At 69.4% G+C, this 22,847-nt stretch carries 22 protein-coding genes; 4 read left to right on the top strand and 18 right to left on the bottom strand.

Features of this window, described 5'->3' with window-relative positions; translation table 11 throughout:
* Positions 1 to 118 precede the first annotated feature (118 nt).
* The 12 genes from ACTWJ5_RS10710 to ACTWJ5_RS10655 form a co-directional block, all read right to left on the bottom strand.
* Positions 119 to 1,057 (bottom strand): alpha/beta hydrolase, encoded by a 939-nt coding sequence (locus ACTWJ5_RS10710; protein ID WP_074985908.1) that lies wholly within the window; start codon positions 1,055 to 1,057, stop codon positions 119 to 121.
* A gap of 37 nt (positions 1,058 to 1,094) precedes the next feature.
* The gene (locus tag ACTWJ5_RS10705; protein WP_074985906.1) at positions 1,095 to 2,000 is read right to left on the bottom strand and encodes an alpha/beta hydrolase; all 906 of its coding nucleotides are present in this window, start codon (positions 1,998 to 2,000) and stop codon (positions 1,095 to 1,097) included.
* A 179-nt stretch (positions 2,001 to 2,179) separates the two neighbouring features.
* The gene (locus ACTWJ5_RS10700; RefSeq protein ID WP_074985903.1) at positions 2,180 to 3,415 is read right to left on the bottom strand and encodes an acetyl-CoA hydrolase/transferase family protein; all 1,236 of its coding nucleotides are present in this window, start codon (positions 3,413 to 3,415) and stop codon (positions 2,180 to 2,182) included.
* A 16-nt stretch (positions 3,416 to 3,431) separates the two neighbouring features.
* Positions 3,432 to 4,628, bottom strand: coding sequence for an acetyl-CoA C-acetyltransferase (locus ACTWJ5_RS10695; protein WP_074985901.1), 1,197 nt, complete (start codon positions 4,626 to 4,628; stop codon positions 3,432 to 3,434).
* A gap of 20 nt (positions 4,629 to 4,648) precedes the next feature.
* Positions 4,649 to 5,578, bottom strand: coding sequence for an electron transfer flavoprotein subunit alpha/FixB family protein (locus tag ACTWJ5_RS10690; protein WP_074985899.1), 930 nt, complete (start codon positions 5,576 to 5,578; stop codon positions 4,649 to 4,651).
* Positions 5,578 to 6,327 carry an electron transfer flavoprotein subunit beta/FixA family protein gene (locus ACTWJ5_RS10685; RefSeq protein ID WP_256514820.1) on the bottom strand — a complete coding sequence of 250 codons (750 nt, stop codon included), beginning with the start codon at positions 6,325 to 6,327 and terminating at the stop codon, positions 5,578 to 5,580. Before ACTWJ5_RS10685 ends, ACTWJ5_RS10690 begins: the two co-directional genes overlap by 1 nt.
* Entirely contained in the window at positions 6,324 to 7,154 is an 831-nt protein-coding gene (locus tag ACTWJ5_RS10680; RefSeq protein ID WP_444438459.1) for an HpcH/HpaI aldolase/citrate lyase family protein, read from the bottom strand. Before ACTWJ5_RS10680 ends, ACTWJ5_RS10685 begins: the two co-directional genes overlap by 4 nt.
* Complete coding sequence (locus ACTWJ5_RS10675) at positions 7,148 to 7,993, bottom strand: FAS1-like dehydratase domain-containing protein (protein ID WP_256514818.1); 846 nt, start codon at positions 7,991 to 7,993, stop codon at positions 7,148 to 7,150. Before ACTWJ5_RS10675 ends, ACTWJ5_RS10680 begins: the two co-directional genes overlap by 7 nt.
* Positions 7,994 to 8,003: 10 nt before the next feature.
* Positions 8,004 to 9,170, bottom strand: a complete 1,167-nt coding sequence (locus ACTWJ5_RS10670; RefSeq protein ID WP_444438457.1) for an acyl-CoA dehydrogenase family protein — start codon at positions 9,168 to 9,170, stop codon at positions 8,004 to 8,006.
* A gap of 36 nt (positions 9,171 to 9,206) precedes the next feature.
* Positions 9,207 to 10,112 carry an SDR family oxidoreductase gene (locus ACTWJ5_RS10665; RefSeq protein ID WP_253391764.1) on the bottom strand — a complete coding sequence of 302 codons (906 nt, stop codon included), beginning with the start codon at positions 10,110 to 10,112 and terminating at the stop codon, positions 9,207 to 9,209.
* Between the two features lie 21 nt (positions 10,113 to 10,133).
* Positions 10,134 to 11,273: an acyl-CoA dehydrogenase family protein gene (locus tag ACTWJ5_RS10660; RefSeq protein WP_444439566.1), complete on the bottom strand. Its 1,140-nt coding sequence runs from the start codon at positions 11,271 to 11,273 to the stop codon at positions 10,134 to 10,136.
* Positions 11,274 to 11,313: 40 nt separating this feature from the next.
* On the bottom strand, positions 11,314 to 12,384 hold the full coding sequence (locus tag ACTWJ5_RS10655) for an acyl-CoA dehydrogenase family protein (protein ID WP_444438455.1): 1,071 nt from the start codon (positions 12,382 to 12,384) through the stop codon (positions 11,314 to 11,316).
* Between the two features lie 561 nt (positions 12,385 to 12,945).
* Here ACTWJ5_RS10655 and ACTWJ5_RS10650 point away from each other — a divergent pair.
* The 4 genes from ACTWJ5_RS10650 to ACTWJ5_RS10635 all read left to right on the top strand — a co-directional run bounded on the left by ACTWJ5_RS10650 (position 12,946) and on the right by ACTWJ5_RS10635 (position 16,509).
* Entirely contained in the window at positions 12,946 to 13,749 is an 804-nt protein-coding gene (locus ACTWJ5_RS10650; protein WP_444438453.1) for an IclR family transcriptional regulator domain-containing protein, read from the top strand.
* Between the two features lie 177 nt (positions 13,750 to 13,926).
* Positions 13,927 to 14,859, top strand: coding sequence for an alpha/beta hydrolase (locus ACTWJ5_RS10645; protein ID WP_444438451.1), 933 nt, complete (start codon positions 13,927 to 13,929; stop codon positions 14,857 to 14,859).
* 95 nt (positions 14,860 to 14,954) lie between these two features.
* A complete protein-coding gene (locus ACTWJ5_RS10640) occupies positions 14,955 to 15,707 on the top strand; it encodes an SDR family NAD(P)-dependent oxidoreductase (RefSeq protein WP_444438449.1) in 753 nt (250 codons plus the stop codon).
* Positions 15,708 to 15,768: 61 nt separating this feature from the next.
* Positions 15,769 to 16,509, top strand: coding sequence for a carboxymuconolactone decarboxylase family protein (locus ACTWJ5_RS10635; protein WP_444438447.1), 741 nt, complete (start codon positions 15,769 to 15,771; stop codon positions 16,507 to 16,509).
* Positions 16,510 to 16,555: 46 nt separating this feature from the next.
* On the opposite strand, the gene ACTWJ5_RS10630 is transcribed toward ACTWJ5_RS10635, so the two are convergent.
* The 6 genes from ACTWJ5_RS10630 to ACTWJ5_RS10605 form a co-directional block, all read right to left on the bottom strand.
* Positions 16,556 to 17,308, bottom strand: a complete 753-nt coding sequence (locus ACTWJ5_RS10630) for an SDR family NAD(P)-dependent oxidoreductase (protein WP_256514811.1) — start codon at positions 17,306 to 17,308, stop codon at positions 16,556 to 16,558.
* A 95-nt stretch (positions 17,309 to 17,403) separates the two neighbouring features.
* On the bottom strand, positions 17,404 to 18,312 hold the full coding sequence (locus tag ACTWJ5_RS10625; protein ID WP_444438445.1) for an alpha/beta hydrolase: 909 nt from the start codon (positions 18,310 to 18,312) through the stop codon (positions 17,404 to 17,406).
* Positions 18,313 to 18,409: 97 nt separating this feature from the next.
* Entirely contained in the window at positions 18,410 to 20,416 is a 2,007-nt protein-coding gene (locus tag ACTWJ5_RS10620; protein ID WP_249919505.1) for an oxidoreductase, read from the bottom strand.
* A 53-nt stretch (positions 20,417 to 20,469) separates the two neighbouring features.
* Complete coding sequence (locus ACTWJ5_RS10615; RefSeq protein ID WP_444438443.1) at positions 20,470 to 22,005, bottom strand: flavin-containing monooxygenase; 1,536 nt, start codon at positions 22,003 to 22,005, stop codon at positions 20,470 to 20,472.
* Positions 22,006 to 22,091: 86 nt separating this feature from the next.
* Entirely contained in the window at positions 22,092 to 22,217 is a 126-nt protein-coding gene (locus ACTWJ5_RS10610) for a hypothetical protein (protein ID WP_256514807.1), read from the bottom strand.
* 206 nt (positions 22,218 to 22,423) lie between these two features.
* The gene (locus ACTWJ5_RS10605) at positions 22,424 to 22,759 is read right to left on the bottom strand and encodes a hypothetical protein (RefSeq protein ID WP_444438441.1); all 336 of its coding nucleotides are present in this window, start codon (positions 22,757 to 22,759) and stop codon (positions 22,424 to 22,426) included.
* Positions 22,760 to 22,847: the final 88 nt, after the last annotated feature.

The raw sequence follows: 22,847 nt of genomic DNA, 5'->3' as shown, positions 1-22,847 counted from the left end.
CCCCACCGCCCGCACGAACGGCACACGCCCCTGGAAACAGGACGCAGGCCGGGTGGGCGGATGAATGTCGAAACGGCCCCGCGCAACGCCGTCGTCGGCGCTGCGCAGGGCCTTGGCTTCAGGCGCCCAGGTGCTTCCTGTAGAAGGGCACCAGTTGCGCCAGCGCCTGGCCGGTGGCCTCGGGCTGGTCGTACAGCTCGTAGTGGCTCGTGCCTGCGACGATCTGGATGCTCTTCTGGCTGGAGCGCGCCCGGCCATAGAGCTCCAGGCCGTCACGGTAGGAGCCGAAGCCGCCCGGCACGCCGCCGATGACGATGTGCAGCGGCTGGGTCAGCAGCACCTCGGCGAAGTGGAAGGCGTCCCAGCCCACCGCCGCCGCGGTGCTGGTGAAGCGCAGCTTGTTGGGCGAGCCCGGCTGCTGGCCGCGCGGCGTGGTGTAGTACTGCACGGCTTCGACGATGTCGATGTCGTCGATGCCGACCTTGGCGCGCTCCGCTTCCGAAGCGGGGATGTAGCCCACGATCAGCGGCTCGGCGCCGCGCGCTTCGGCGGTGCGCTGCCTGGCGATGGCGTCCAGCGTCTTCAGCGCGGCGTCGGGCGTCATGTCGCCTTCGCGCATCAGGCGCCCATAGTTGGCGGCGACCACGGTGCCCACGGCCTTGAAGCGGCGCTCGGTCATCGCCGCGCTGACGGCGTAACCGCCGCCGCCGCACACGCCCAGCACGCCAATGCGCTCCTCGTCCACGTAGGGCAGGGTCACCAGGTAGTCCACGGCGCAGCGGAAGTCCTCGACGCGGGTGGCGGGGTCTTCGCTGAAGCGCGGTTCGCCGCCGCTGGCGCCCTGGGTGGAGGCATCGAAGGCCAGGGTGATGAAGCCGGCCCGGGTCAGCGCCTCGCCATAGATGGCGCCCGCGGTCTGTTCCTTGCAACTGCTGATCGGGTGGGCGCAGACGATGGCGGCGTAGCGCTTGCCGGCATCGAAGCCCTCGGGCAGACGCAGGGTGGCGGCCACGTCCCAGGCGCCATGTTTGAAGGTGACGGATTGCATCTGGCTCATGGAAGGTTCCTCGAATGTCGGCGCCCGTAGCGGCGCATTACAGATGGGCCTTGAAGAACGGGCCGAGCTTGGCCATGGCCTCGCCCACCAGTTCCGGCTTGTCGTACATGCCGATGTGGGTTCCGCCGGGAACGATGTGCAGGTGCTTGTCCTTGCTCGCGGCGCGGCGGAACAGGTCTTCGCTGATCCAGCGCGTGCCCGCCTGCTCGCCGGCGACGATCTGGATCGGCTGGGTCAGGAACAGCTCCACCAGGTGGAAGGCGTCGAAGGTGACGAGCTGCATCAGGCTCTGCGTCGGCGCGATGCTCGGCGAAGTGGGGCACTGGGCGCGCGGGGTGCGGTAGTACTCGACCGCCTCGGCCAGGTCGGCGTTGGGCGCTTGCTCGGCGGTCTTCGGCACGATCGGGTAGTAGCCCGTCGCGGCGCCGTTGGCCTCGTCGGTGCGGGCCTTCGCGGCGCTCTCCAGCATGGCGAAGGCGCCGCCGAGGTCGTCGCGCCCTTCCCAACCGTTGCGCAGGATCGCGCCGTAGTTGGCGGCGCTGACGGCGCCCACGGCCTTGATGCGGCGGTCGCCCAGGGCGGCCGTCACGGTATAGCCGCCGCCGGCGCAGATGCCCATGGCGCCGATGCGCCCGGGGTCGACGTAGGGCAGGGTCGTGAGGTAGTCGATGGCGGCGCTGATGTCCTCGACGCGCGCATAGGGATTCTCCAGCTGGCGCGGCTCGCCGCCGCTCTCGCCCTGGTACGAGGCGTCGAATGCCAGCGTGACGAAACCCAGTTCGGCCAGCTTGGCAGCGTAAAGCCCACTGGTCTGCTCCTTCACGCCGCCGGCGGGATGGGTGACGACGATGGCCGGGTAGGTCTTGCGCTCGTCGAAGCCGGCCGGCAAGTGCAGGTTGGCGGCCATCCCGATCGGGCCGTTGTCGAATTTCACCGATTTCATGTCCAGTTACCTCCTCAGAGATTCACCAAGGGACGCGGCATCGAATGCTATTCCTCGCCCGCCGTACGGACCATGCTTTTCAGTACAGATTTCTTTTTCGATCGTACGGTCCGAATGAATACTCCCCGTTCAAGAGCGCGCTTGCCGGCCGGCGCCACGGCCGGCTGGCGCGTTCGCTGTCAGAGCCCGGCCGCCCGGGCCAGCGATTCCTGGAAATCCGGATGGGCGATGGCGAGCATCCGCCGCGCTCGCTCGCGCAGGTCGCAGCCGCGCAGGTCGGCCACGCCATATTCGGTGACGATGAGCGCGGCGTCCGCCCGCGGCGTGCTCACCGGGCCGGACAGGCACTCCACCACCCTACTCTGCCTACCGCCCAGCGCCGTGGCCGGCAAGGCGATGATCGGCAGGCCGCCCGGCGAGGCCTGGGCGCCGCGAAGGAAGTCCATCGCCCCGCCCACCGCGCCGACGTAGGCGCCGCCGGCGATCTCCGCGTTGATCTGCCCGGTCAGGTCCACCTCGATGGCCGAGTTGATGGTCACCAGGCGCTCGATGCTGCCGAGCACCGCCAGGGAATGCGTGTAGGCCGTCGAGCGCAGCTGGATGCGCGGGTTGCGGTGGGCATGGCGGTAGACCCGCTCGCCGCCCAGCAACACCCCGGCGACCGTGACGCCCCTGTCGATGTTCTTGCGCGCGTTGGTGATCACGCCCAGCTCCATCAGCTCCGCCACCTTGTCGCCGATGGCGCCGGAATGAATGCCCAGGTCGCGGTGCGAACGCAGGCCGTCGAGCGCCGCCTCGGGCAGGCTGCCCAGGCCCATCTGCAGGGTCGCGCCGTCCTCCACCAGGCCGCCGATGTGCCGGGCGATGGCCCGCTCCACCTCGCCGCCGGGCGCCGCCGGGACTTCCAGCGGCGCGCTGGAGGTGCGCACCAGCAGGTCGATGTCGCGCGGGTCCAGGTATTCGCCGTGGGTCCACGGCGCCTGCTCGTTGACCTCGGCGATCACCAGCCGCGCGCTGCGCAGCAGCGGCACCAGGTATTCGGCGGCGATGCCGAAGCTGAAGCCTCCCGGCCCTTCGGCCACCTGCAGCAGCAGCACGTCGACCGGCGCCAGCGCCGCCGCCAGCTGGGTGTAGTGGCACGGCAGGATGTCCAGGCGCTTCTCCCGCGCCAGCAGGCGGTTGCGCCCGGCGCCGCAGTACGACTGGTAATGCACCTGGGCGGCATGTTCCGGGCCGACGCTGGCGGACAGGCTCATGCCGACGAAGGCGCGGAAGCTGCCGATCGCCTCGCGCTGGGCCATCAGGCGCGCGGTCAGCGCCGTGGGTTCGGCGCCGCCCTGCCCCCACACCACCCGGTCGCCCGGGTGGATCAGGGCGGCGAAGTCCAGCGCCTCCAGGCGGATTTCTTCCGTCATCTCAGGCTGCTCCCGCTCAGGCCCGCTCGAAGATCGCCGCCAGGCCCTGGCCGCCGCCGATGCACATGGTCTCCAGGGCGTAGCGCCCTTTGCGGCGCTGCAGCTCGTGCAGCACCGAGGTCATGATGCGCATGCCGGTGGCGCCCACCGGGTGCCCCAGGGAAATGCCCGAGCCGTTGACGTTGAGCCGCTGCGCATCGTTCCAGCCCCAGCCCTTGAGCACCGCCAGCACCTGGCAGGCGAAGGCCTCGTTGACCTCCACCAGGTCCATCTGCTCGAAGCCCAGGCCGGTGCGCTCGAACAGCTTGCGCACCGCCGGCACCGGGCCGATGCCCATGGTCGCCGGCTCGCAGCCCGCGGCGGCCCAGCTGTGCAGGTAGCCGATCGGCTCCAGGCCCAGCTCGGCCAGCTTGTCTTCGGCCACCACCAGGCAGGCGGCGGCGGCGTCGTTCTGCTGCGAGGCGTTGCCGGCCGTCACTGTGCCGTCCTTCACCAGCGCCCGCAGCCCGGCCAGTTTTTCCAGCGTGGTGTCGCCGCGCACGCCTTCGTCGCGGTTCACCAGGATGGGCTCGCCACGCTTCTGCGGCACGCTGATGGGCACGATCTCGGCGTCGAAGCGTCCGGCTTCCCAGGCTGCTGCGGCACGCTGCTGGCTGCGCGCGGCGAAGGCGTCGGCCTCCTCGCGGCTGATGGCGTATTCGCGGGCCAGGTTCTCGGCGGTCTCGATCATCCCCGAGATGCGCCCGAAGCGGTGCTCTGGCTGCGAGCGCTCGCGGCCGCGGTCGAGGCGGTCGTGCAGGGTCACGGAGCCGGCGCGGGCGCCCCAGCGCATGTCGGTGGAGTAGTACTCGATGTTGCTCATGCTCTCCACGCCGCCGGCCAGGACCACGTCGGCGGCGCCGGTCTGCACCATCATCGCGGCGCTGGCCAGGGCCTGCAGGCCGCCGCCGCAGCGGCGGTCCAGCTGCATGCCCGGCACGCTCACCGGCAGGCCCGCCTCCAGGGCGATCCAGCGCCCCACGCAGGGCGTCTCGGAGTTGGCGTAGGACTGGGCGAACACCACGTCATCGATGCGCGCCGGGTCCAGGCGCGTCTGCGCCAGGATGGCCTTGACCACCTCGGCGCCCAGGCGCTCCACCGGCACGCTGCGCAGGCTGCCGCCAAAGGCGCCGACCGGGGTACGGCGCGGCGCGACTATCGCTGCTCTTCTCATTGTCGTTGTCTCCCGGGCGCTCAGAGCGCCGCCTGCAGTTGCGGCACGACTTCGAAGAGGTCGCCCACCAGGCCGTAGTCGGCGACCTGGAAGATCGGCGCCTCTTCGTCCTTGTTGATGGCCACGATGACCTTGGAATCCTTCATGCCCGCCAGGTGCTGGATGGCGCCGGAGATGCCCACGGCGATGTAGAGCTGCGGCGCGACTATCTTGCCGGTCTGGCCGACCTGCATGTCGTTGGGCACGAAGCCGGCGTCCACCGCGGCGCGGGAAGCGCCCACCGCGGCGCCGAGCTTGTCGGCCAGGGCATAGAGCAGCTTGAAGTTGTCGCCGTTCTGCATGCCGCGGCCACCGGAGACCACGATCTTGGCGGCGGTCAGTTCCGGGCGGTCGGACTTGGCCAGTTCTTCGCCGACGAAGGCCGAGCTGCGCGAGTCGAACACACTGCTCACGACTTCCACGCTGGCCGAGCCGCCCTGCGCACTGGCCGCATCGAAGCCGGTGCCGCGCACGCTGATGACCTTGACCGGGGCCGAGGACTGCACGGTGGCGATGGCGTTGCCGGCGTAGATCGGGCGCTTGAAGGTGTCGGCGCTGACCACCTCGATGATCTCGGAGAGCTGGTCGACGTCCAGTTGCGCGGCGACCCGCGGCAGGTAGTTCTTGCCGTTGGTGGTGGCGGGCGCCAGCACGTGGCTGTAGCCGCCGGCCAGGGAGACCACCAGCGGCGCGATGTTCTCCGGCAGCTGGTGGGCGTAGGCGGCGTTGTCGGCGACCAGCACCTTGGCCACGCCGGCGACCTGGGCGGCGGCCTCGGCCACGCCACCGACGTCCTGCCCGGCGACCAGCAGGTGGATCTCGCCGCCGATCTTCTGCGCGGCGGCGACGGTGTTCAGGGTGGCGCCGGCCAGGGCGCCGTCGTTGTGCTCAGCGATTACCAGGATAGTCATCAGATCACCTTCGCCTCGTTCTTCAGTTTCTCGACCAGTTCGGCCACGGAGGTGACCTTGATGCCGGCGCTGCGGGCGGCCGGCGCCTCGACCTTGAGGGTCGTGACGGTGGAGCCGGTGGACACGCCGAGGGCGTCCGGGCTGACCACCTCCAGCGGCTTCTTCTTCGCCTTCATGATGTTCGGCAGCGAGGCGTAGCGCGGCTCGTTCAGGCGCAGGTCGGTGGTGACGATCGCCGGCAGGTTCAGCGCAACGCTCTGCAGGCCGCCGTCGATTTCACGGGTGACGTTGACCTTGTCGCCAGCGACTTCGACCTTGGAGGCGAAGGTGCCCTGGGCGTAGCCGGTCAGCGCGGCGAGCATCTGCCCGGTCTGGTTGTTGTCGCTGTCGATGGCCTGCTTGCCGAGGATCACCAGCTGCGGCTGCTCGCGCTCGACCAGGGCCTTGAGGGCCTTGGCGATGGCCAGGGAACTCAGTTCTTCGTTGGTTTCCACCAGGGTCGCGCGGTCGGCGCCCAGGGCCAGGGCGGTGCGCAGCTGCTCCTGGGCGGCGTTCGGGCCGACGGAAACGACAACCACTTCACTGGCGATGCCTTTTTCCTTCAGGCGCACGGCCTCTTCCACGGCGATTTCGCAGAAGGGGTTCATGGACATTTTCACGTTGGCGAGATCGACGCCGGAGTTGTCCGCCTTGACGCGGACCTTGACGTTGAAATCGACCACGCGCTTCACGGCGACGAGGATTTTCATGGGTGTTTTTCTCCAGTAACGCTGGAACGGGAAAGAATGCGGCGGGCACGCTCGATCAGCGGACGATCGACCATCGCCCCGTCGAGCTGGACAGCGGCGCCGCTCTGGGCGGCGGCGAGCACGGCCTGCGCCCAGTCCACCGCCTTGGCGTCGGGCAGGAAGGCCTCGCGGATGGGCGCCACCTGGCGCGGATGGATCGCCAGCTTGCCGCCGAAGCCCAGGCCGCTGGCGGTCAGGGCGTCCTGGCGCACCGCGGCGGGGTCGTCGAAGCTGGTGGTGACGCCGTCCAGCGGCGGCGCCAGGCCGGCCAGGCGCGATTGCAAAACCAGCGCGCCGCGGAAGTAGGCCAGGGCCTCCCAGCTGGGCTGGCAGCCCAGGTCCAGGGCCAGGTCCAACGAGCCGAAGGCGGCCTGCACCACGCCGGGCTCGCGCAGCAGGCCAGCCAGGTCGTCGAAGGCGCCGGCGGTCTCCACCAGCGCGATCAGCGGCACCTGGCGGCCGAGCAGGTAGTGCACCAGGCGGACGTCGATGGCGGCCTCGGCCTTGGCCAGCATCAGCACGTCGAAACGCGCCTCGCGCAGGGCCGCCAGGTCGGCCTGGAAATCCTCGGTGCGGGTGGCGTTGATCCGCACGATCACCGGCACGCCGTCGATGCCGTGGTTGGCCACGGCCTCCCTTGCCGCGGCGCGGGCGGCGGGGGCCACGGCGTCCTCGAGGTCGAGGATCACCGCATCGGCGCCGCTGGCGGCGGCCTTGGCGAAGCGCTCGGGGCGGTCGCCGGGTACGAACAGGGGCGCCAGCGGCGCCTGGAAGGCGTCGTTCAGCATGCTGCGCTGGCCTCCATGTTGAGGTTGCCGTCGGCGTCCTGGGTCCAGGCCTGCAGGCTGTCGCCCTTGTGCTGCCAGGACACCGCCGCGCGGAACGGCCGGCCGGCGATCAGCGGCACCTGGCCGCGGTAGGCGAAGCGCAGGGGCACGCGCCCGGCATGGCTGGCGGCCAGGTTGAACAGCAGGCTGGCCTGCAGCGGCCCGTGCACCACCAGGCCCGCGTAGCCTTCCACCTCGGTGGCATAGGGCAGGTCGTAATGGATGCGGTGGGCGTTGAAGGTCAGCGCCGAGTAGCGCATCAGCAATGTCGACGGGGTTTCCACCCAGCATTGCCGCTCGCCTTCGCGCGGTTCGCCCCCGACTGGCACGTTCCCAGCAGAGGCCGGCCCACGGTAGACGATGTCCTGGCGCTCGCGGATGGCCAGGGTGCCGGCGCAGGACAGTTCATGCCGGACGGTGACGAAGCACAGCTTGCCGCTGCGGCCTTCCTTGAAGCGGATGTCGTCGATGCTCGACACCCGCAGGATCGGCTCGCCGATGGGCAGCGGCGCCAGCGTCTCCACTTCGCCGCCGGCCCACATGCGCCGGGGCAGCGGCACCGGCGGCAGGAAACCGCCACGGCGCGGGTGGCCGTCCTCGCCCAGCTCGGCCATGCCCGCCGCCGCCGGGCTCGGCGCCAGGCACCAGTGCAGGCCGGGCGGGGCGAAACCCTGGTCTTCCCACAGGTGCGGCGCCAGGGTGGCGCGGTAGGCCTCCAGCATCTGCGGGGTGATCAGCGCTTCGCAGGACTCCTGGCGCCCCAGCCAGGCCTGCAGCGGGCCCAGATCGTTGGCAGTCATCGCATTCGCCTCAGAAGGAACGCGGCAGTTCGAGCAGGTGCTCGGCCACGTAGGACAGGATCAGGTTGGTGGAGATCGGCGCCACCTGGTACAGGCGCGTCTCGCGGAACTTGCGCTCGACGTCGTATTCGTTGGCGAAGCCGAAGCCGCCGTGGGTCTGCAGGCAGGCGTTGGCCGCCTCCCAGCTGGCCTTGGCCGCCAGGTACTTGGCCATGTTCGCCGCCGCCCCGGCGTTGCGCCCGGCGTCGTATTCCGCGCAGGCCTTCCAGCGCATCAGGTCGGCCGCTTCCACCTCGATGTGCGCCTCGGCGATGGGGAACTGCACGCCCTGGTTCTGCCCGATCGGGCGGCCGAACACCACGCGGTCGCGGGCGTACTGGCTGGCCTTCTCGATGAACCAGCGGCCGTCGCCGATGCACTCGGCGGCGATCAGCGTGCGCTCGGCGTTGAGCCCGTCGAGGATGTAGCGGAAGCCCTTGCCCTCCTCGCCGATCAGGCTGCTGGCGGGAATCTCCAGGTTGTCGAAGAACAGCTCGTTGGTCTCGTGGTTGACCAGGTTGGCGATCGGCTGCACGGTCAGGCCGTTGCCGATGGCCTCGCGCAGGTCGACCAGGAAGATCGACATGCCGTCGGCCTTCTTCTTCACCTCGGCCAACGGCGTGGTGCGCGCCAGCAGGATCATCAAGTCGGAATGCTGGACGCGGGAGATCCACACCTTCTGGCCGTTGATGACGTACTTGTCGCCCTGGCGCATGGCGGTGGTCTTGATCTTGGTGGTGTCGGTGCCGGTGGTCGGCTCGGTGACGCCCATGGACTGCAGGCGCAGTTCGCCGCTGGCGAGCTTCGGCAGGTAGTAGCGCTTCTGCTCCTCGCTGCCGTTCCGCAGCAGGGTGAACATGTTGTACATCTGCCCGTGGATGGTCCCGGAGTTGCCGCCGCAGTGGTTCACTTCTTCGAGGATCACCGAGGCCTCGGCCAGGCCCAGGCCGGAGCCGCCGTACTCCTCGGGGATCATCGCCGACAGCCAGCCGGCCTCGGTCATGGCTTTGACGAAGGCTTCGGGGAAGCCTTTCACTTCATCGATCTTGCGCCAGTACTCGGCGGGGAACTCCGCACAGAGGGCGCGCACGCCCTCACGGATGTCCTGGTAGCTCTCTTGGGCACGCTCAGCGTTCATCAACTCAACCTCATGGATACAGTGGCAGCGGGCCGGTCAGACCGGGTCCCAGCAGAACACGTCGGCGCTGACCTGCAGCGGCGTGAAGGAGCCGGCCAGCGCCGGCATGCCGTGCTCGGCGATGCTCTGCGCGGTCCAGCCTTCGCCCTGCTGCACCGAGCGCACCGGGCGGTTCTGGCTCATCAGGAAGATTTCGTTGCGGCGCACGGTGAAGACCTGGCCGTTGACGCCCTTGGCCTGGTCGGACAGCAGGTACGCCGCCAGCGGCGCGTTCTTCTCCGGGGTCATCTGCTTCAGGCGCTCGACGCGGGCCTTCTCCTCCGGGGTGCTGTCGGGGATGGCGCTGGTCATGCGGCTCCAGGCGAAGGGCGCGATGCAGTTGGAGCGCACGTTGAAGCGCTGCATGTCCAGGGCGATGGACTTGGACAGCGCGACCATGCCCAGCTTGGCCGCCGAGTAGTTGGCCTGGCCGACGTTGCCGATCAGCGCCGAGGTGCTGACCATGTGCACGAAGGCCCCGCCGTTCTGCGCGCGGAAGCGTTCGGCGGCGGCGCGGCTGACGAAGAAGCTGCCGTTGAGGTGGACCTGGATCACCGACAGCCAGTCCTCCACGCTCATCTTGTGGAAGATCACGTCGCGGATGATCCCGGCGTTGTTCACCACGCCGTCGATGCGGCCGAAGCTGTCCATGGCGCAGGCGACGATCTGCTGCGCGCCGCTCCACTCGGCGACGCTGTCGGTGTTGATCACCGCGCGGCCGCCGAAGCCTTCGATCAGTTTCAGCGTCTCCTGCGCCGGGGTGGCCGAGCCGCCCTCCCCGCCCAGCGAGACGCCGACGTCGTTGATCACCACCGAGGCGCCGGCGCGCGCCATTTCCACCGCGATGGCCCGGCCGATGCCGCCACCGGCACCGGTGACCACCACTACTTTGTTGTCGAGCATGTCGTTCTCTCCGTCGTTCGCTTACAGGCCGAGCACGGCCTTGGCCAGGATGTTGCGCTGGATCTCCGAGCTGCCGCCGTAGATGGTCGCGGGGCGCGCCTGGAGGAACAGGCCGGTGGGGTTGAGGTTGCCGTTGCCCTCGATGGGCTCCAGCAGCGCGGCGTACTCGCCGGAAATTTCCAGCATGTAGTCGGTGATGCGCTGGAACAGCTCGGTCTGGTGCACCTTGAGCAGCGACACGTCGGCGCCCAGGCTCTCGCCGCGGCGCAGGCGCTCGGCGAAGCTCTCGAACAGCAGCTTGTGGTCGTCCAGGTCCAGGCGCAGGCGCGTCAGGCGGTCGCGGAAGCCGGGGTCGTCGGATAGCCCCAGGTGCTCGCCGAGCAGCTCCAGGCGCGTCAGCGCGTTGGCCGACTGCTTGGGCGAGCCGAGGAAGATGCGCTCGAAGCCCAGCAGCGCCTTGGCCATGGTCCAGCCGGCGTTCATCTCGCCGACCAGGTTGCCGCGCGGCACGCGCACGTCGTCGAAGAACACCTCGCACAGCTCGTCGTGCAGGTCGAGGTTGAGGATCGGCCGCACGGTCACGCCGGGGCTGTCCATCGGCACCAGCAGGAAGCTGATGCCCTCCTGTTTCTTCGCCGTCTTGTCGGTGCGCACCAGCAGGAAGATCCAGTCGGCGTCGGTGGCCAGGGTGGTCCAGATCTTCTGGCCGTTGACCACCCACTCGTCGCCGTCGAGCACGGCCTCGGTGCGCAGGCTGGCCAGGTCCGAGCCTGCGTTCGGCTCGCTGTAGCCCTGGCACCAGATGTGCTCGCCGGAGAGGATGCGCGGCAGGAAGTACTGCTGCTGCTCGGGCGAGCCGTAGCGGATCAGCAGCGGGCCGAGCAGCATGATGCCGTGGTCCGGGGTGCGGGCCACGCCGTAGTTCTCGAACTCCTCGGTGTAGATCAGCTGCTTGGCCGCCGACAGGCCCATGCCGCCGAACTCGCGGGGCCAGCCCGGGCACAGCCAGCCGTGCTCGGAGAGGGTCATGTACCAGTCCTTGACCTCGTTCCAGTGCAGGCGCTTGGGCAGGTCGCGCAGCTCCTCGGGGAAGTTCGCCCGTAGGAACTCGCGCACACTTTGGCGGAACGCGTCGTCGCTCAGCGCGTTGAAGTCGGGCAGTTGCGGTTTGTCGCTCATTGTCGTTCTCCTCCAGCGGATGTCAGGCGTCGCCCAGGCGCGGCATGCAGGCGTCGTAGCGGCGTCGGTGCTGGGCGGACGAGCCGTAGAGGTTGGCCAGGCTCATGGCCTTGCGCAGGAACAGGCCGACGTCGCACTCGTCGGTGTAGCCGATGGCGCCGTGCAGCTGCACGGCCTGGCGGGTGACCAGCAGCGCCGCGTCGGCGGCGCGCGCCTTGGCCCGCGACACCGCGGCGCGGCGCTGGGCCACGGGGGCACCGGCGTCACAGGCGGCCGCGGCGGCCTCCAGGCTGGCGCGCCACAGGGCCAGTTGCAGCTTCAGGTCCACCGCGCGGTGCTGCAGGGCCTGGAAGTTGCCGATGGCCTGGCCGAACTGCTTGCGGGTGCGCAGGTAGTCCAGGGTCAGGGCGAAGGCCTGCTCGGCGGCGCCCAGCAGATAGGCGGCGGTGCCCAGCGCGGCCTCGTCCAGGGCGTCGGCCAGGGCCTCGGCGTCCAGCGGCAGCAGCTCGGCCGGGGCCTGCTCCAGCAGCAGGCTGCCCAGGTGGCCGCCGTCCTGGGTCTGGGCGAGGTACAGGGTCACGCCGGGCGCCCCCACCTCGACCAGCGCCAGCCCCCGGTCCGTGCTGACCAGGAAGCCATCGGCGCCGGCGGCCATGGGCAGGCAGACCTTACTGCCGCTGACCTTGCCATCGACCAGGCGCGTAGCCCCGGCCTGCGGTTCCAGGCTGTCGTACTGCTCCTGCAGCGCAGGCAGCAGCAGGCGCTCACCAGTCAGCTGGGCGGCCAGCAGCTCGCCGTTCAACAGGCGCGCGGCCAGCACCGCCGGCACGAAAGGCTCCGGCACCAGCGCGGCGCCCAGCACTTCCAGCAGCGCGCAATATTCGGCCATGCCCAGGCCGGCGCCGCCCTGCGCCTCCGCCAGCGGCAGGCCGAGCCAGCCGTTGTCGGCCATCTCGCGCCACACCGCCTTGTCGAACCCTGGGGCCTGGTAGCGCAGCCCGCGCACCCGCGCCAGCTCGCCCGCCGGGGCGAAGGCCGAGGCGCTGTCGCGGATCATGCGGATATTTTCCAAACGCTCTTCAGACGAATACATCCCGTTCTCCCGATTACCCGACATGCCGCTCACAGCCGAGCCATGTCAGTTGCATAACGCTTCAAGTCGCCACGCCGCGCCTGGCCCTCGTGCTGCCCGGGCTCGCGTCCGGGCAGCAGGGGTTGCTGCAGTGCCAGCCTGGCCTGGGCCACCCGCGCCTCTCGCCCGCCGGCATTGCCGTCATGGCCGGATCGCAGCGCGGCGCCACCGCTCCACAGCGGCGGCTGCCCCAGCACGACACCCAGGAGCAACGCGTGGATCACGGCGGCCCGGCGCTGGCGGACGCGTCGCACCGCAGTCCCGACGGCCCCGTGTCGTGCGCTGGTTCCAGCAATCATGTGGCGCCCCCTTTCGTGTTGCCTTCGCTGCGTGCCAGAGGTTGAAATCGATATTTCATTATCTGAAATTTCATTTCAATCGACGATGCCGCTAAAATCCCCCCGTCAGCCACGCTATCTGCGCGTTGTTCCGTAGTTCGGTATTCGGCGGGCCCGGCGAAGGCTGCCGCCCCGCTCCGGCGACAAGCCCCCAACCCCCATGCCCCAGACTCAAGGACGCCCCGTGAAGAACCTGCGCAAGCCATCTTTCAAACCGGTCGAGGCCGTTGTCCGCGCGCTCAGGGTGCTGCGCGTCATCAACGAGGAGAAGCAGTCGACCGTCGCTTCGCTCCACCGGCAGACCGGGCTGGACAAGGCGACCATCGTGCGCATGCTGGAAACCCTCCACCATGAGGGCTACGTCGCCAGGGACCAGGAGCGGGCGCTGTATTCGGTGACCGCGCGCACGCTCCTGCTGAGCCAGGGCTACGACAGGTCGCGCTGGCTCGCCAGCGTCGCCGAGCCGACCCTGGCGCGCTTCCGCAACGCCATCGGCTGGCCTTCGGACCTGGCCCTGTTCGACTTCGACGCCATGGTGGTGGTGCAGACGTCTCGCGGCAGCGGCCCGCTGTCGTTCAACCGCCAGCCCGGCTTCCGCTCGCCCATGCTGGCCACCTCCATCGGCCTGGCCTACCTGGCGTTCTGCGGCGAGGAGGAACGCCGCTCGATCATCGAGAACCTGGCCGCCAGCCCCGGCGAATGGAACCAGCTCGCCCAGGACCCCGTGCGGCTCGAAAAGCTGCTGAAGAAGATCCGCAAGGACGGCTTCGCCGTCATGAGCAGCGAGTACAGCCGCGACGTCTTCGCCAGCAACGTCTGGGCCATCGGCGTGCCGGTGATGCACGAGGGCGAGCTGTTCGCCACCATGAACGTCATGCTGCTCAAGAGCGCCGTCAACCTCACCGAGGCGCGCAAGACCCTGCTGGCGCCCCTGCAGCGCACCGCGGCGCAGATCGCCCGCGACCTCGCCCAGTCGCGCTACAGCTGACGGCAACGCCCGACGCATCGGGCGCCGTGCGATGGAGGCCGGACGGGCATTCCATTGCACGGGCCGCAGCCCTCGTCAAAGCCGCATCCCCAGCCTGCTATGGAAAGATGGCCGTGACCGCCTGCGACTCGCGTCGGGGCGGGTCCGATCATGCATGACAAGAAGAGGATGCGGCCCATGGCACTCGATCCCAGTACGCAAGATTTCGTCACTGCCGCGCGGCTCAATGCCCGCAAACCCAGGCACCTGATGTCGCCCGAGGAAGCCCGCGATGCCCTGGCGGGCCTGAAGGGCCTGCTCGGCCCGGGGGCCGGGCTGGCGCTGCGGGAGAACCGCAGGCTGGCGGTCGCGGGCGGCGAGATCGAGCTGCGCCTGCTTCGCCCGGAAGGCGAGCTTCTGGGCGTCATCGTCTATTTCCATGGCGGCGGCTGGGTCGTCGGCAGCAACGACGAATTCGAGCCCATGTGCCGCAACCTCGCGGCGCAGAGCGGCTGCGCCATCGTCATGGTGTGCTACCGCAAGGCCCCGGAACACCCCTTCCCCATCCCGCTGGAGGATGCCTGGGCCGGGTTCGAGTGGGTCGCCGCACAGCGCCGGGCGCTCTTCGGCAGCGACCTGCCGCTGCTGCTGGCCGGCGACAGCGCCGGCGGCAACCTGGCGGCCTGCGTGGCCCTGCGCGAACGCCAGCGCGGCGGCGAGCGCATACGGGGCCTGGTGCTGATCTACCCGGTGACCGACGCGGACTTCCAGACCGCGTCCTACCTCGACCCGGACATGCAGGTCCTGCTGCCCGCCGAAGTCATGCGCTACTACTGGGACCACTACGTGCCCGATGCCAGCCGGCGCAGCGACCCCCAAGTGGCGCCGCTGCGCTCGCCCAGCGTCGCCGGCCTGCCGCCGAGCATCATCCTCACCGCCGAGCACGACGTGCTGCGCGACGAAGGCGAAGCGTTCGCCGCGCGGCTGCGCGAAGCGGGCGTGCCGGTGGCCCATCGCCGCTTCGAGGGGCAGATCCACGCCTTCATGATGATGGTCGACCTGCTGCCCGGCAGCGCCGAGGCCATCCGCTACACCGCCAACGAAATCAGGGCCCTGCTCGGCAGGCGCTGAGCAGGCCCGACCTTGCGAGCGAAGGTGTCGGCTCCCGGCGGGCAACGGGCCGCGCCGGGGTCGATGCCGTTTCCATCCACCCCGGGAGAACCCCCATGCAAGCAGAGAAGCAGACCGTCCTGATCACCGGCGGCGCCAGCGGAATAGGCGCGGCCGTCGCCAGGCTATTCATCGGCCAGGGCGCGCAGGTCGCCATCGCCGACATCCATTTCGAACAGGCCAGGGCGCTGGCCGCCGAGCTGGGCGACAACGCCAGGCCCTTCGCGCTGGACGTCGGCGACGCCGGGAACGTCCGCAGCCTGGTCGCGCAGCTGGGCAGGGTCGACGTCCTGGTGAACAGCGCGGGCATCCTGCTCAACAAGCCCTTCCTCGACACCGAGCCCGAGGACTTCGAGCGCCTGCTGCGGGTGAACCTGCTGGGCACCTGCCTGGTCGCCCGGGAGGCGGCGCGGAGCATGCTCGGCCGCGGCGGGCGGATCATCAACGTCGCCTCCGCGGCCGGCCTGCTGGGCTTCCCCGGGCGCACGGCGTACGCGGCCTCCAAGGGCGCGGTGATCGCCGCGACGCGGGTGATGGCCCTGGAGCTGGCCGAGCACGGCATCCTGGTGAACGCCATCGCCCCCGGCTCGGTGGCGACGGCGATGACCGCCGCCACCTACGACGAGCGCTTCCGCCGCAGCATCACCGCCAGCGTTCCGCTGGCCCGGGTGGCCAGCCCCGAGGAGATCGCCGAGGTCGCCGTATTCCTGGCCTCCCCCGCCGCCAGCTACATCACCGGCCAGACCTTTGCCGTGGACGGCGGCATGAGCAGCACCGGCATGACCTGCCAGAGCCTGCAGCAGGACTAGCCCCGGCCACCGGCGCCTGCCGCCGCGGCGGGCGCCTCGAACCCAAGCGAGGACGACCGCATTGAACCCACTCAAAGACGCCTTCGTGAAACTGCAAGGCTACTGGAACGACGACCTGCAGCGCGCCCTGGATACCGATCCGGGGTTCTTCGAGGCCTGCCTCCGGCTCTGCTTCCCCTCCCCGCGCCCGCCGCTGCTGGAGGCGCGCGTGCGGCACCTGGTGCTGATCGCTGCCAACGCCGCGGTGACGCACCTGAACGAACGGGAACTGGGTGTGCAGATAAAATGCGCGCTCGACCAGGGCGCCACCCGCGAGCAGGTCCGGGAAGTCCTGCAGATGGCCTCGGTGCTGGGCATGCACGGCTTCATGCTGGGCGCCCCGATCCTGATGCGCGAGCTTGGCGGCGGCCAGGCCCGCGAGGCGTCGGCCGAACAGCGCGCCAGGGCGGAACAGGTCCGGGACAAGTTCACCGCCGGCCGGCAGTACTGGAGCGAGCTGCTGGAGGACATGCTGCAGGCCCACCCCGAGTTCTTCGACGCCTATGCCGACTTTTCCTCGGCGCCCTGGCTGACCGGCACCCTCGAACCCAAGGTCCGCGAATTCATCTACGTCGCCATCGACGTTTCCACCACCCATCTGCATGGGGAGGGGGCGCGGATCCACATGGCCAACGCCCTGCGCCATGGGGCGACGGTGGACGAGCTGGTGGAGGTGATGCAGATCGTCAGTTGCCTGGGCGTGCAGAGCTGGACCACCGGGCTGCGCGTGCTGGAGCAGGTCGCGCCGTCCGCCCAGGACTAGCCCCCGCAGCGCATGCCGGGCAACTGCCCGGCATGCGCCCTTCCCGTCAGCGCTGCCCCGCGGTTTCCCGCAGGCGCCACATCCCCGCCCCCGCGGCGAGCCAGCCGCCGTCCACGGCCAGGCATTGGCCGGTGACCGAGCCGGCGCGCCCGGAGCACAGGTAGGCCACCGCATCCGCCACTTCGGCCGCGCTGGAGAAGCGCCCGCTGGGAATGCTCGCGACGTAGTCCGCATAGTCCTTCGCCGACAGGTTGGCGATGGACAGCGGGCTTTCCACCGGCCCGGGCGCCACGGCGTTGCAGCGAATGCCCAGGGGCGCGAGTTCGACCGCCGCCTGGCGCGTCAGCCCTTCCAGGGCGGCCTTGGACGGCCCGTAGGCGGCGCGCCCCACGCTCGCCCGCCTGGCGGTGATGGAAGTGATGTTGACGATGGCGCCGCGGCCACTGCGCGCCAGGGCCGGGGCCGCCAGGCGGATGAGCGCGAAGGGCGCGGTGACGTTGACCTCGAAGGTGCGCCGCCAGGATTCGAGGTCGGTGTCCATCAGCGGCCCGAACTCCACGATGCCCGCGCAGTTGACCAGCGCGGCGAGTTCGCCGCACTGGGCGACGATCGAGGCCAGCTGCTGGTGGTCGGTGATGTCACAGGCCACGGGGGTGACGAACTCCTCATGTTCCAGTTGGTCGATGGCGCCGGCGCGATCCAGGCAGACCACTCGCCAGCCATCGGCGATCATCGCCTGGGTGATCGCACGGCCGATCACTCCGGCGCCACCGGTTACCAGCACGACAGGACGACTCATACCTTGACTCCTTGGTTGGGTGAAACAAGGGTTGGGTGGAACAAGGGAGGGAAACCGCTGTATTGGCGCCGGCCCGGCCCAGGCATCCGCCCGGCTCAGGGCAGGCTGTCCACCCAGCGGCGGATGTCGGCGAACGCTTCGCGCGCACGCCGGCTGACCATGGCCATGCGCAGGAAGCCGTGGATCAGGCCGTCGTAGCGCAGGTGCGTCACCGCCACGCCGCTCTCGGCCAGGCGCCCGGCATAGGCGTCGCCTTCGTCGCGCAGGGGGTCGAATTGCGCGGTCATCACCAGCGCCGCCGGCAGGCCGGCCAGCGACGGCGCGCGCAGGGGCGCGGCGTAGGGCTGGCAGCCCTGCTCCGGGGTGGCGACATAGTCCTGCCAGAAACGGATCATCGCGTTGCGCGTCAGCGAGTAGCCCTCGGCGTTCTCCAGGTAGGACGGGGTGGCCGGCGTGTGGTAGTCGGTGACCGGGTAGGCCAGCAGCTGCCCGACCAGGAGCGGGCCGCCCTCCTCGCGCAAGCGCAGGGCGGTCACCGTCGCCAGGTTGGCGCCCGCGCTGTCGCCGGCCAGGATCAGGCGCTCGGTGCTCACCCCCAGTTCCCGGTCGTTGGCGGCGATCCAGCGGACGGCGGCGATGCAGTCGTCCAGCGGTATCGGGAAGCGGCATTCCGGCGCCCGCCGGTAGTCCACCGCCACCACGCTGCAACCGCTGGCGTTGGCCAGGTCGCGGCACAGGTGGTCGTGGGTTTCCAGGTCGCCGATGACGAAGCCGCCGCCATGGAAGTAGACGATGAGCCTGTCCGACGCCAGCTCCAGGGGCGTGTATTGCCGCAGGGGAATGCCCAGGCCCGCCACCAGGTCGCGGACCGCGGCGACCGGCGCGCGACGCTCCGGCGCAACGGGCGCGACGCTCGCGCGCAGCTCCGCCAGGCTCATGCGCTCCATGGGCGGCATGCCCTCCAGGGACTTCAGGATTACGGCGATTTCCGGATCGAGTGGCATGGCTGGGCTTTCTCCCTGTAGCTGGGCAGTTGACCGCGAAGCCGCCGGGGCCGCCGGTGGCCTTCGCGAAGCGTTCCGGGCCGGGTGGCTCACGGGTTCACATGTTGTTCCACAGGCTTTCGATCCGCGGCTCGTCGATCGAGCGCGCGGCGAAATGGCCTTCGCGCATGGCGCAGACCAGGTCGCGGGGGGAAAGGGCATCCCCCACCACGTACAGCTGCGGCCCGGCGTCCACCAGTTCGTCCCACAGCTCCCGCAGCGCCTCGCGATAGGCCACCACCACGGTGGTGTCGGCCTTCACGCTCTCCGGCCTGAAGCCGTCGATGGGGCGCACCTGCACCGCGTCCCGCTGGATCGCCACCACCACCGAGCTGGTGAGGAGGCGGAAGTTGCCCAGGGCATAGAAGCGCCGCAGCGCGGCCTGGGTCCTGCCGGTCTTGTCGATCTCCGGCGCGAAGGAGGCGTGGCGCGTCACGTAGGTGACGTCCAGCCCGCGCTCCAGCAGCATCTCGCAGCAGCCGATGGCCTCGTAGTGGCCGATGTCGTCCACCACCACGGCGCTGCCGCCCAGCTCGCCGGCGGCGCCGAGCACCAGGTCCTCGGAGGAGACCACCCGCGCGCCGGGCTCGATGTCCAGCTGCAGTTGGGGCGCGGCGGTCTGCACGAAGGCGTCGGCGGCGGCCGACATGGAGCCGGTGGCGAGGATCACCACGTCCGGCTGCATCGCCAGCACCTCGGCGGCATCCACGTAGGTGGACAGCTTCACCTGCACGCCGAGGCGGAAGACCTCGCGTTCGAGCCAGTTGGTCAGGTCGCCGATGCCATGGTTCTTCGGCAGGTGCTTGGCGAGGTTGATCTGCCCGCCGAGGTCGGACGACGCCTCGACCAGGGTGACCTCGTGGCCCGCCAGCGCCGAGACGCGGGCAGCCTCCATCCCCGCCGGGCCGCCGCCCACCACGACGACCTTGCGCGGCTGGCCGGAGCGGACGATCAGGTGTTCGCCGAGGCGGCCTTCGTGGCCTACCGTCGGGTTCGCCGTGCAGCTCATGCGGCCGGAGAACAGGCCGCCGATGCAGCCCTGGTTGCAGGCGATGCAGGGGCGCACCTCCAGCGAGCGCCCCTCGACTTCCTTGCGCACCAGATGGGGGTCGGCGATGGTGGCGCGCACGAGGTTCACCATCTCGGCATCGCCCGCCCGCAGCGTCTGCTCCACGTCGTCGAGGGTGCCGAAGCGGCCGACGACGATGCGCGGCACGCTGACGTCCTTGCCCACCTCGCGCATCGCCGGCAGTTGGTAGCCCGCGGGCTGGTCCATCGCGGCATAGCGCTCGACGTGGAAGTAGTAGTCGCCCTGGGAGATGTTCACGAAGTCGATCAGCCCCTTCGCCTGGAGCTGGAGGATCGCGGCGTTCACGTCCTGCGCCGAGAGGATCGCCGGATCGGAACTGGCGCCCATGCGCACGCCGAGCGCGAAGCTGGCCGGCACCTGGGCGCGCACCTCGCCGAGCAGTTCCTCCAGGAAGCGCAGGCGATTCTCGAAACTGCCGCCGTAGGCGTCGCCGCGGGTATTCAGCGACGGCGAGAGGAACTGCGAGATGAGGTAGCCGTTGCCGGCCAGCACCTCCGCGCCGTCTATCCCCGCCTTGGCCAGGCGCACCGCGGCCGCGGCGTAGGCGTGGACCAGCTCGGCGATCTGCCGCGGCGACATGGCCACCGGCGGCATCCGCGAGTAGCGCCCGGGCAGCGCCGTCACCGACCAGGGCGGCCCGCCGTTGGGGGCCGGCTCGACGTTGCCGCCGTGCCAGAGCTGCTGGAACAGCTTCATGCCCGTCGGGCGGATGGCCTCCACCAGGCGGCTCAGCGGGGCGATGCCGGCGTCGTCCTCCAGGCCCAGGGAGAAGGTCGAGGAACGGTGCACCGACACGCCTTCCAGGATGGTCAGGCCGATCCCGCCCCGCGCCCGCTCCAGGTGGTAGTGGATGTGGTCGTCGTTCACCTGGCCGCGCGAGAAGAGCGTGGCGTGCGCCGTCCGCACGAGGCGGTTGGGCAGTGTGACCGGCCCGACCTGCAGGGGGGAAAGGGCCAAACGGTACTTCGAGGTCATCAGGTACTCCACGGTATTGCGGTTTCGCCTTGCGTTCTCGCGGCCTGGGTCCGTCAGCGGCCGGCCGGGGCCTGCGCCGCGACGAAGGCGTCGTAGTTGGCGTCGTCCTCGCGGGCCAGCAGGTCGAAGTAGGCGCGCGTGCGCTCGGGCCAGTTGTTGACCACCTTGCCGCTGGCGGTGCGATACCAGTTGTGGCAGCCGCCGCTCCAGGAGAAGCGCTCAAACCTGGGCGTCATGTCGGCGTAGAAGCGCTCCTGGGCCTGCGGCTTCACGCTGATGAAGCGGCCCGGGGCGGCCTGCAGGCCCTTGGCCTTGCGCGCGATGTACTTCGCCTGGGCCTCGAGCATGCCGATGATCGAGTTGTGCGTATTGGTATTGGGCCCGTACATCAGGAACAGGTTGGGGAAGCCCGGCACGCTCATGCCGAGGTAGGCCTGCGGCTCGCCTTGCCAGGTGGCGTGCAGGTCGGCGCCGTCCAGGCCCTTGACCGCCATGGGGAAGAGGAAGTCCGTGGAGCGGAAGCCGGTGGCGAACACCACCACCTCGGCCTTGTGGCGGTTGCCGTCGGTGTCGACGATCTCGTCGCCCTGGAAGGCCTCGAGCCCGGCGGTGACCACTTCGACGTTGTCCCGCGCCAGGGTGCTGTACCAGTCGTTCGACGCCAGGATGCGCTTGCAGCCGGGCAGGTAGTCCGGCGTGACCTTGCGCCGCAGCTCGGGGTCGGCGATCTGCGACTCGATCAACTGGCGCCCTTCCTCGCGCGCCTGGACGTTCATCGGCGTGTCCGCCATGTACTTGTCGAAGCCGGCCTCGAACTGCTCGTAGAGGGCTTCGCGCTCCTGCTGCAGCAGCTCGGGGTGGAGGCGGTAGTGCAGGCGCTCCTGCAGGGGGATTTCGCGCTCGGGCTTGGGGAACACCCAGGCCGGCGAACGCTGCAGCAGAATCAGCTTCTCCACCTCGGGGGCGATGGCCGGGACGATCTGGATCGCGCTCGCCCCCGTGCCGACCACCGCCACGGTGCGCCCCTTGAGCTCGACGTCATGGCGCCACTGCGCGGAATGGAAAGCCGCGCCCTGGAAGCTGTCCAGCCCCTCGACCCTGGGCGTGGCCGGGTGGTTCAGCTGGCCCACCGCCGAAACCAGGGTGCGGCAGGTAGCCAGCACCCCGTCGGCGCCGTACAGCGTCCAGATGCCCCGCGCCGGGTCGAACTCGGCCTTGAGCACTTCGGTGTTGAAGCGCGTGCGCAGCGTCACGCCCTGGCGTTCGGCGGTTCGCATCATGTAGGCGAGGATTTCCCGCTGCGGCGGATAGTTCGAGGTCCAGCTCCACTCCGGGGCGAACGACAGCGAGTACAGGGCCGCGGGCACGTCGCAACGGGCGCCGGGATAGTGGTTCTCGCGCCAGGTGCCGCCGACCTTGTCGGCCTTCTCGAACAGGACGAAATCCGTCAGGCCCAACTCGTCCAGGTAATGCGCCATGGCGATACCCGCGAACCCCGTGCCGATGATGGCGACTTCATGATCGACATATTGCTCGCCGATATCTGCTTGCTCGCCGATATCTGCCGACTCACTTGTGTAATTGACCATGTTTCACAACCCTACTGAATATTCGGCAAAACGACTCCGCCGCCCTGCGAACGGATCGCACGGATATTGAATTGACGACAGGAGCGCTAGAGGACGAGGAAGGCGACGCCAAAGTGCGCGGACTCAGCCTGCGCACGCTTCCTCAAAACATCATCGGCGGGAATGAACAGGCAAGTAATGAGGCGATAAATGCGTTGCAGATAAATATTCATCGAGATCACCCGTTTTGTATTTCTTATGTGATTCGATTAGAAAACCGCCGCCCGACAGCGTCAACGCAACCCTGGCAAGGGTTCCGTACAGTGGAATCCGCCGCCCAAGAAAAAAGCAGCGCCCGCCAAAGTCGGGACACTGCTTCGATGCTCAAAGCGAGCAAGACTCCAATCGTTTCGGGGCCTTCAGCCGCGCTGTGCGGCGCCTACAGGCAGCTTCTGGCGCGGTCGCCCCAGGTTTCGGCCCGGCCCTGCGCCGTCGGCAGGAAGACCTCCACCCTGGAACCGCTTTCCTGGGCGTCGATGATCGCCAATGCCACCGGGCCGCTCTGCGGCGCGGAAGCCTCCAGGGAAAACCCGCTCCGCGTCCTGGTCTTGGATGTGGATATATTCACCGCCTGCCACTTGGGCTCCAGGCAGGTGACATATTCCTGCGGGGACTTCCGGGTATATTCGGAGAAACTTCCCGACCTGCTTTCACCCGGCGGCGTAGAACATCCATATAGCGTCATCAGGGAAATGACACCGGCCATCATTTTCATCATTGCGCTCCTTGGTAGTTCGCTGTGCGAAGTCCCGTTTGAAAAGTCACTTCGAAAAAACTCCGCCGGAAAAAGCCCCGTCGAAGTA

It is taken from the genome of Pseudomonas sp. A6 (assembly GCF_052367875.1).
Classification (GTDB): domain Bacteria; phylum Pseudomonadota; class Gammaproteobacteria; order Pseudomonadales; family Pseudomonadaceae; genus Pseudomonas; species Pseudomonas citronellolis.
Note: the sequence above shows the minus strand (reverse complement) of the source record. Positions and strands in the feature narration are given on the sequence as shown.

Coding starts and splice junctions, on each gene's coding strand:
- ACTWJ5_RS10695 (WP_074985901.1), bottom strand. CDS start 4,628: ATGAGAAGAGCAGCGATAGTCGCGCCGCGCCGTACCCCGGTCGGCGCC.
- ACTWJ5_RS10705 (WP_074985906.1), bottom strand. CDS start 2,000: ATGAAATCGGTGAAATTCGACAACGGCCCGATCGGGATGGCCGCCAAC.
- ACTWJ5_RS10640 (WP_444438449.1), top strand. CDS start 14,955: ATGCAAGCAGAGAAGCAGACCGTCCTGATCACCGGCGGCGCCAGCGGA.
- ACTWJ5_RS10670 (WP_444438457.1), bottom strand. CDS start 9,170: ATGAACGCTGAGCGTGCCCAAGAGAGCTACCAGGACATCCGTGAGGGC.
- ACTWJ5_RS10625 (WP_444438445.1), bottom strand. CDS start 18,312: ATGCCACTCGATCCGGAAATCGCCGTAATCCTGAAGTCCCTGGAGGGC.
- ACTWJ5_RS10655 (WP_444438455.1), bottom strand. CDS start 12,384: ATGTATTCGTCTGAAGAGCGTTTGGAAAATATCCGCATGATCCGCGAC.
- ACTWJ5_RS10675 (WP_256514818.1), bottom strand. CDS start 7,993: ATGACTGCCAACGATCTGGGCCCGCTGCAGGCCTGGCTGGGGCGCCAG.
- ACTWJ5_RS10685 (WP_256514820.1), bottom strand. CDS start 6,327: ATGAAAATCCTCGTCGCCGTGAAGCGCGTGGTCGATTTCAACGTCAAG.
- ACTWJ5_RS10665 (WP_253391764.1), bottom strand. CDS start 10,112: ATGCTCGACAACAAAGTAGTGGTGGTCACCGGTGCCGGTGGCGGCATC.
- ACTWJ5_RS10680 (WP_444438459.1), bottom strand. CDS start 7,154: ATGCTGAACGACGCCTTCCAGGCGCCGCTGGCGCCCCTGTTCGTACCC.
- ACTWJ5_RS10710 (WP_074985908.1), bottom strand. CDS start 1,057: ATGAGCCAGATGCAATCCGTCACCTTCAAACATGGCGCCTGGGACGTG.
- ACTWJ5_RS10615 (WP_444438443.1), bottom strand. CDS start 22,005: ATGGTCAATTACACAAGTGAGTCGGCAGATATCGGCGAGCAAGCAGAT.
- ACTWJ5_RS10630 (WP_256514811.1), bottom strand. CDS start 17,308: ATGAGTCGTCCTGTCGTGCTGGTAACCGGTGGCGCCGGAGTGATCGGC.
- ACTWJ5_RS10645 (WP_444438451.1), top strand. CDS start 13,927: ATGGCACTCGATCCCAGTACGCAAGATTTCGTCACTGCCGCGCGGCTC.
- ACTWJ5_RS10610 (WP_256514807.1), bottom strand. CDS start 22,217: ATGAATATTTATCTGCAACGCATTTATCGCCTCATTACTTGCCTGTTC.
- ACTWJ5_RS10700 (WP_074985903.1), bottom strand. CDS start 3,415: ATGACGGAAGAAATCCGCCTGGAGGCGCTGGACTTCGCCGCCCTGATC.
- ACTWJ5_RS10690 (WP_074985899.1), bottom strand. CDS start 5,578: ATGACTATCCTGGTAATCGCTGAGCACAACGACGGCGCCCTGGCCGGC.
- ACTWJ5_RS10605 (WP_444438441.1), bottom strand. CDS start 22,759: ATGAAAATGATGGCCGGTGTCATTTCCCTGATGACGCTATATGGATGT.
- ACTWJ5_RS10620 (WP_249919505.1), bottom strand. CDS start 20,416: ATGACCTCGAAGTACCGTTTGGCCCTTTCCCCCCTGCAGGTCGGGCCG.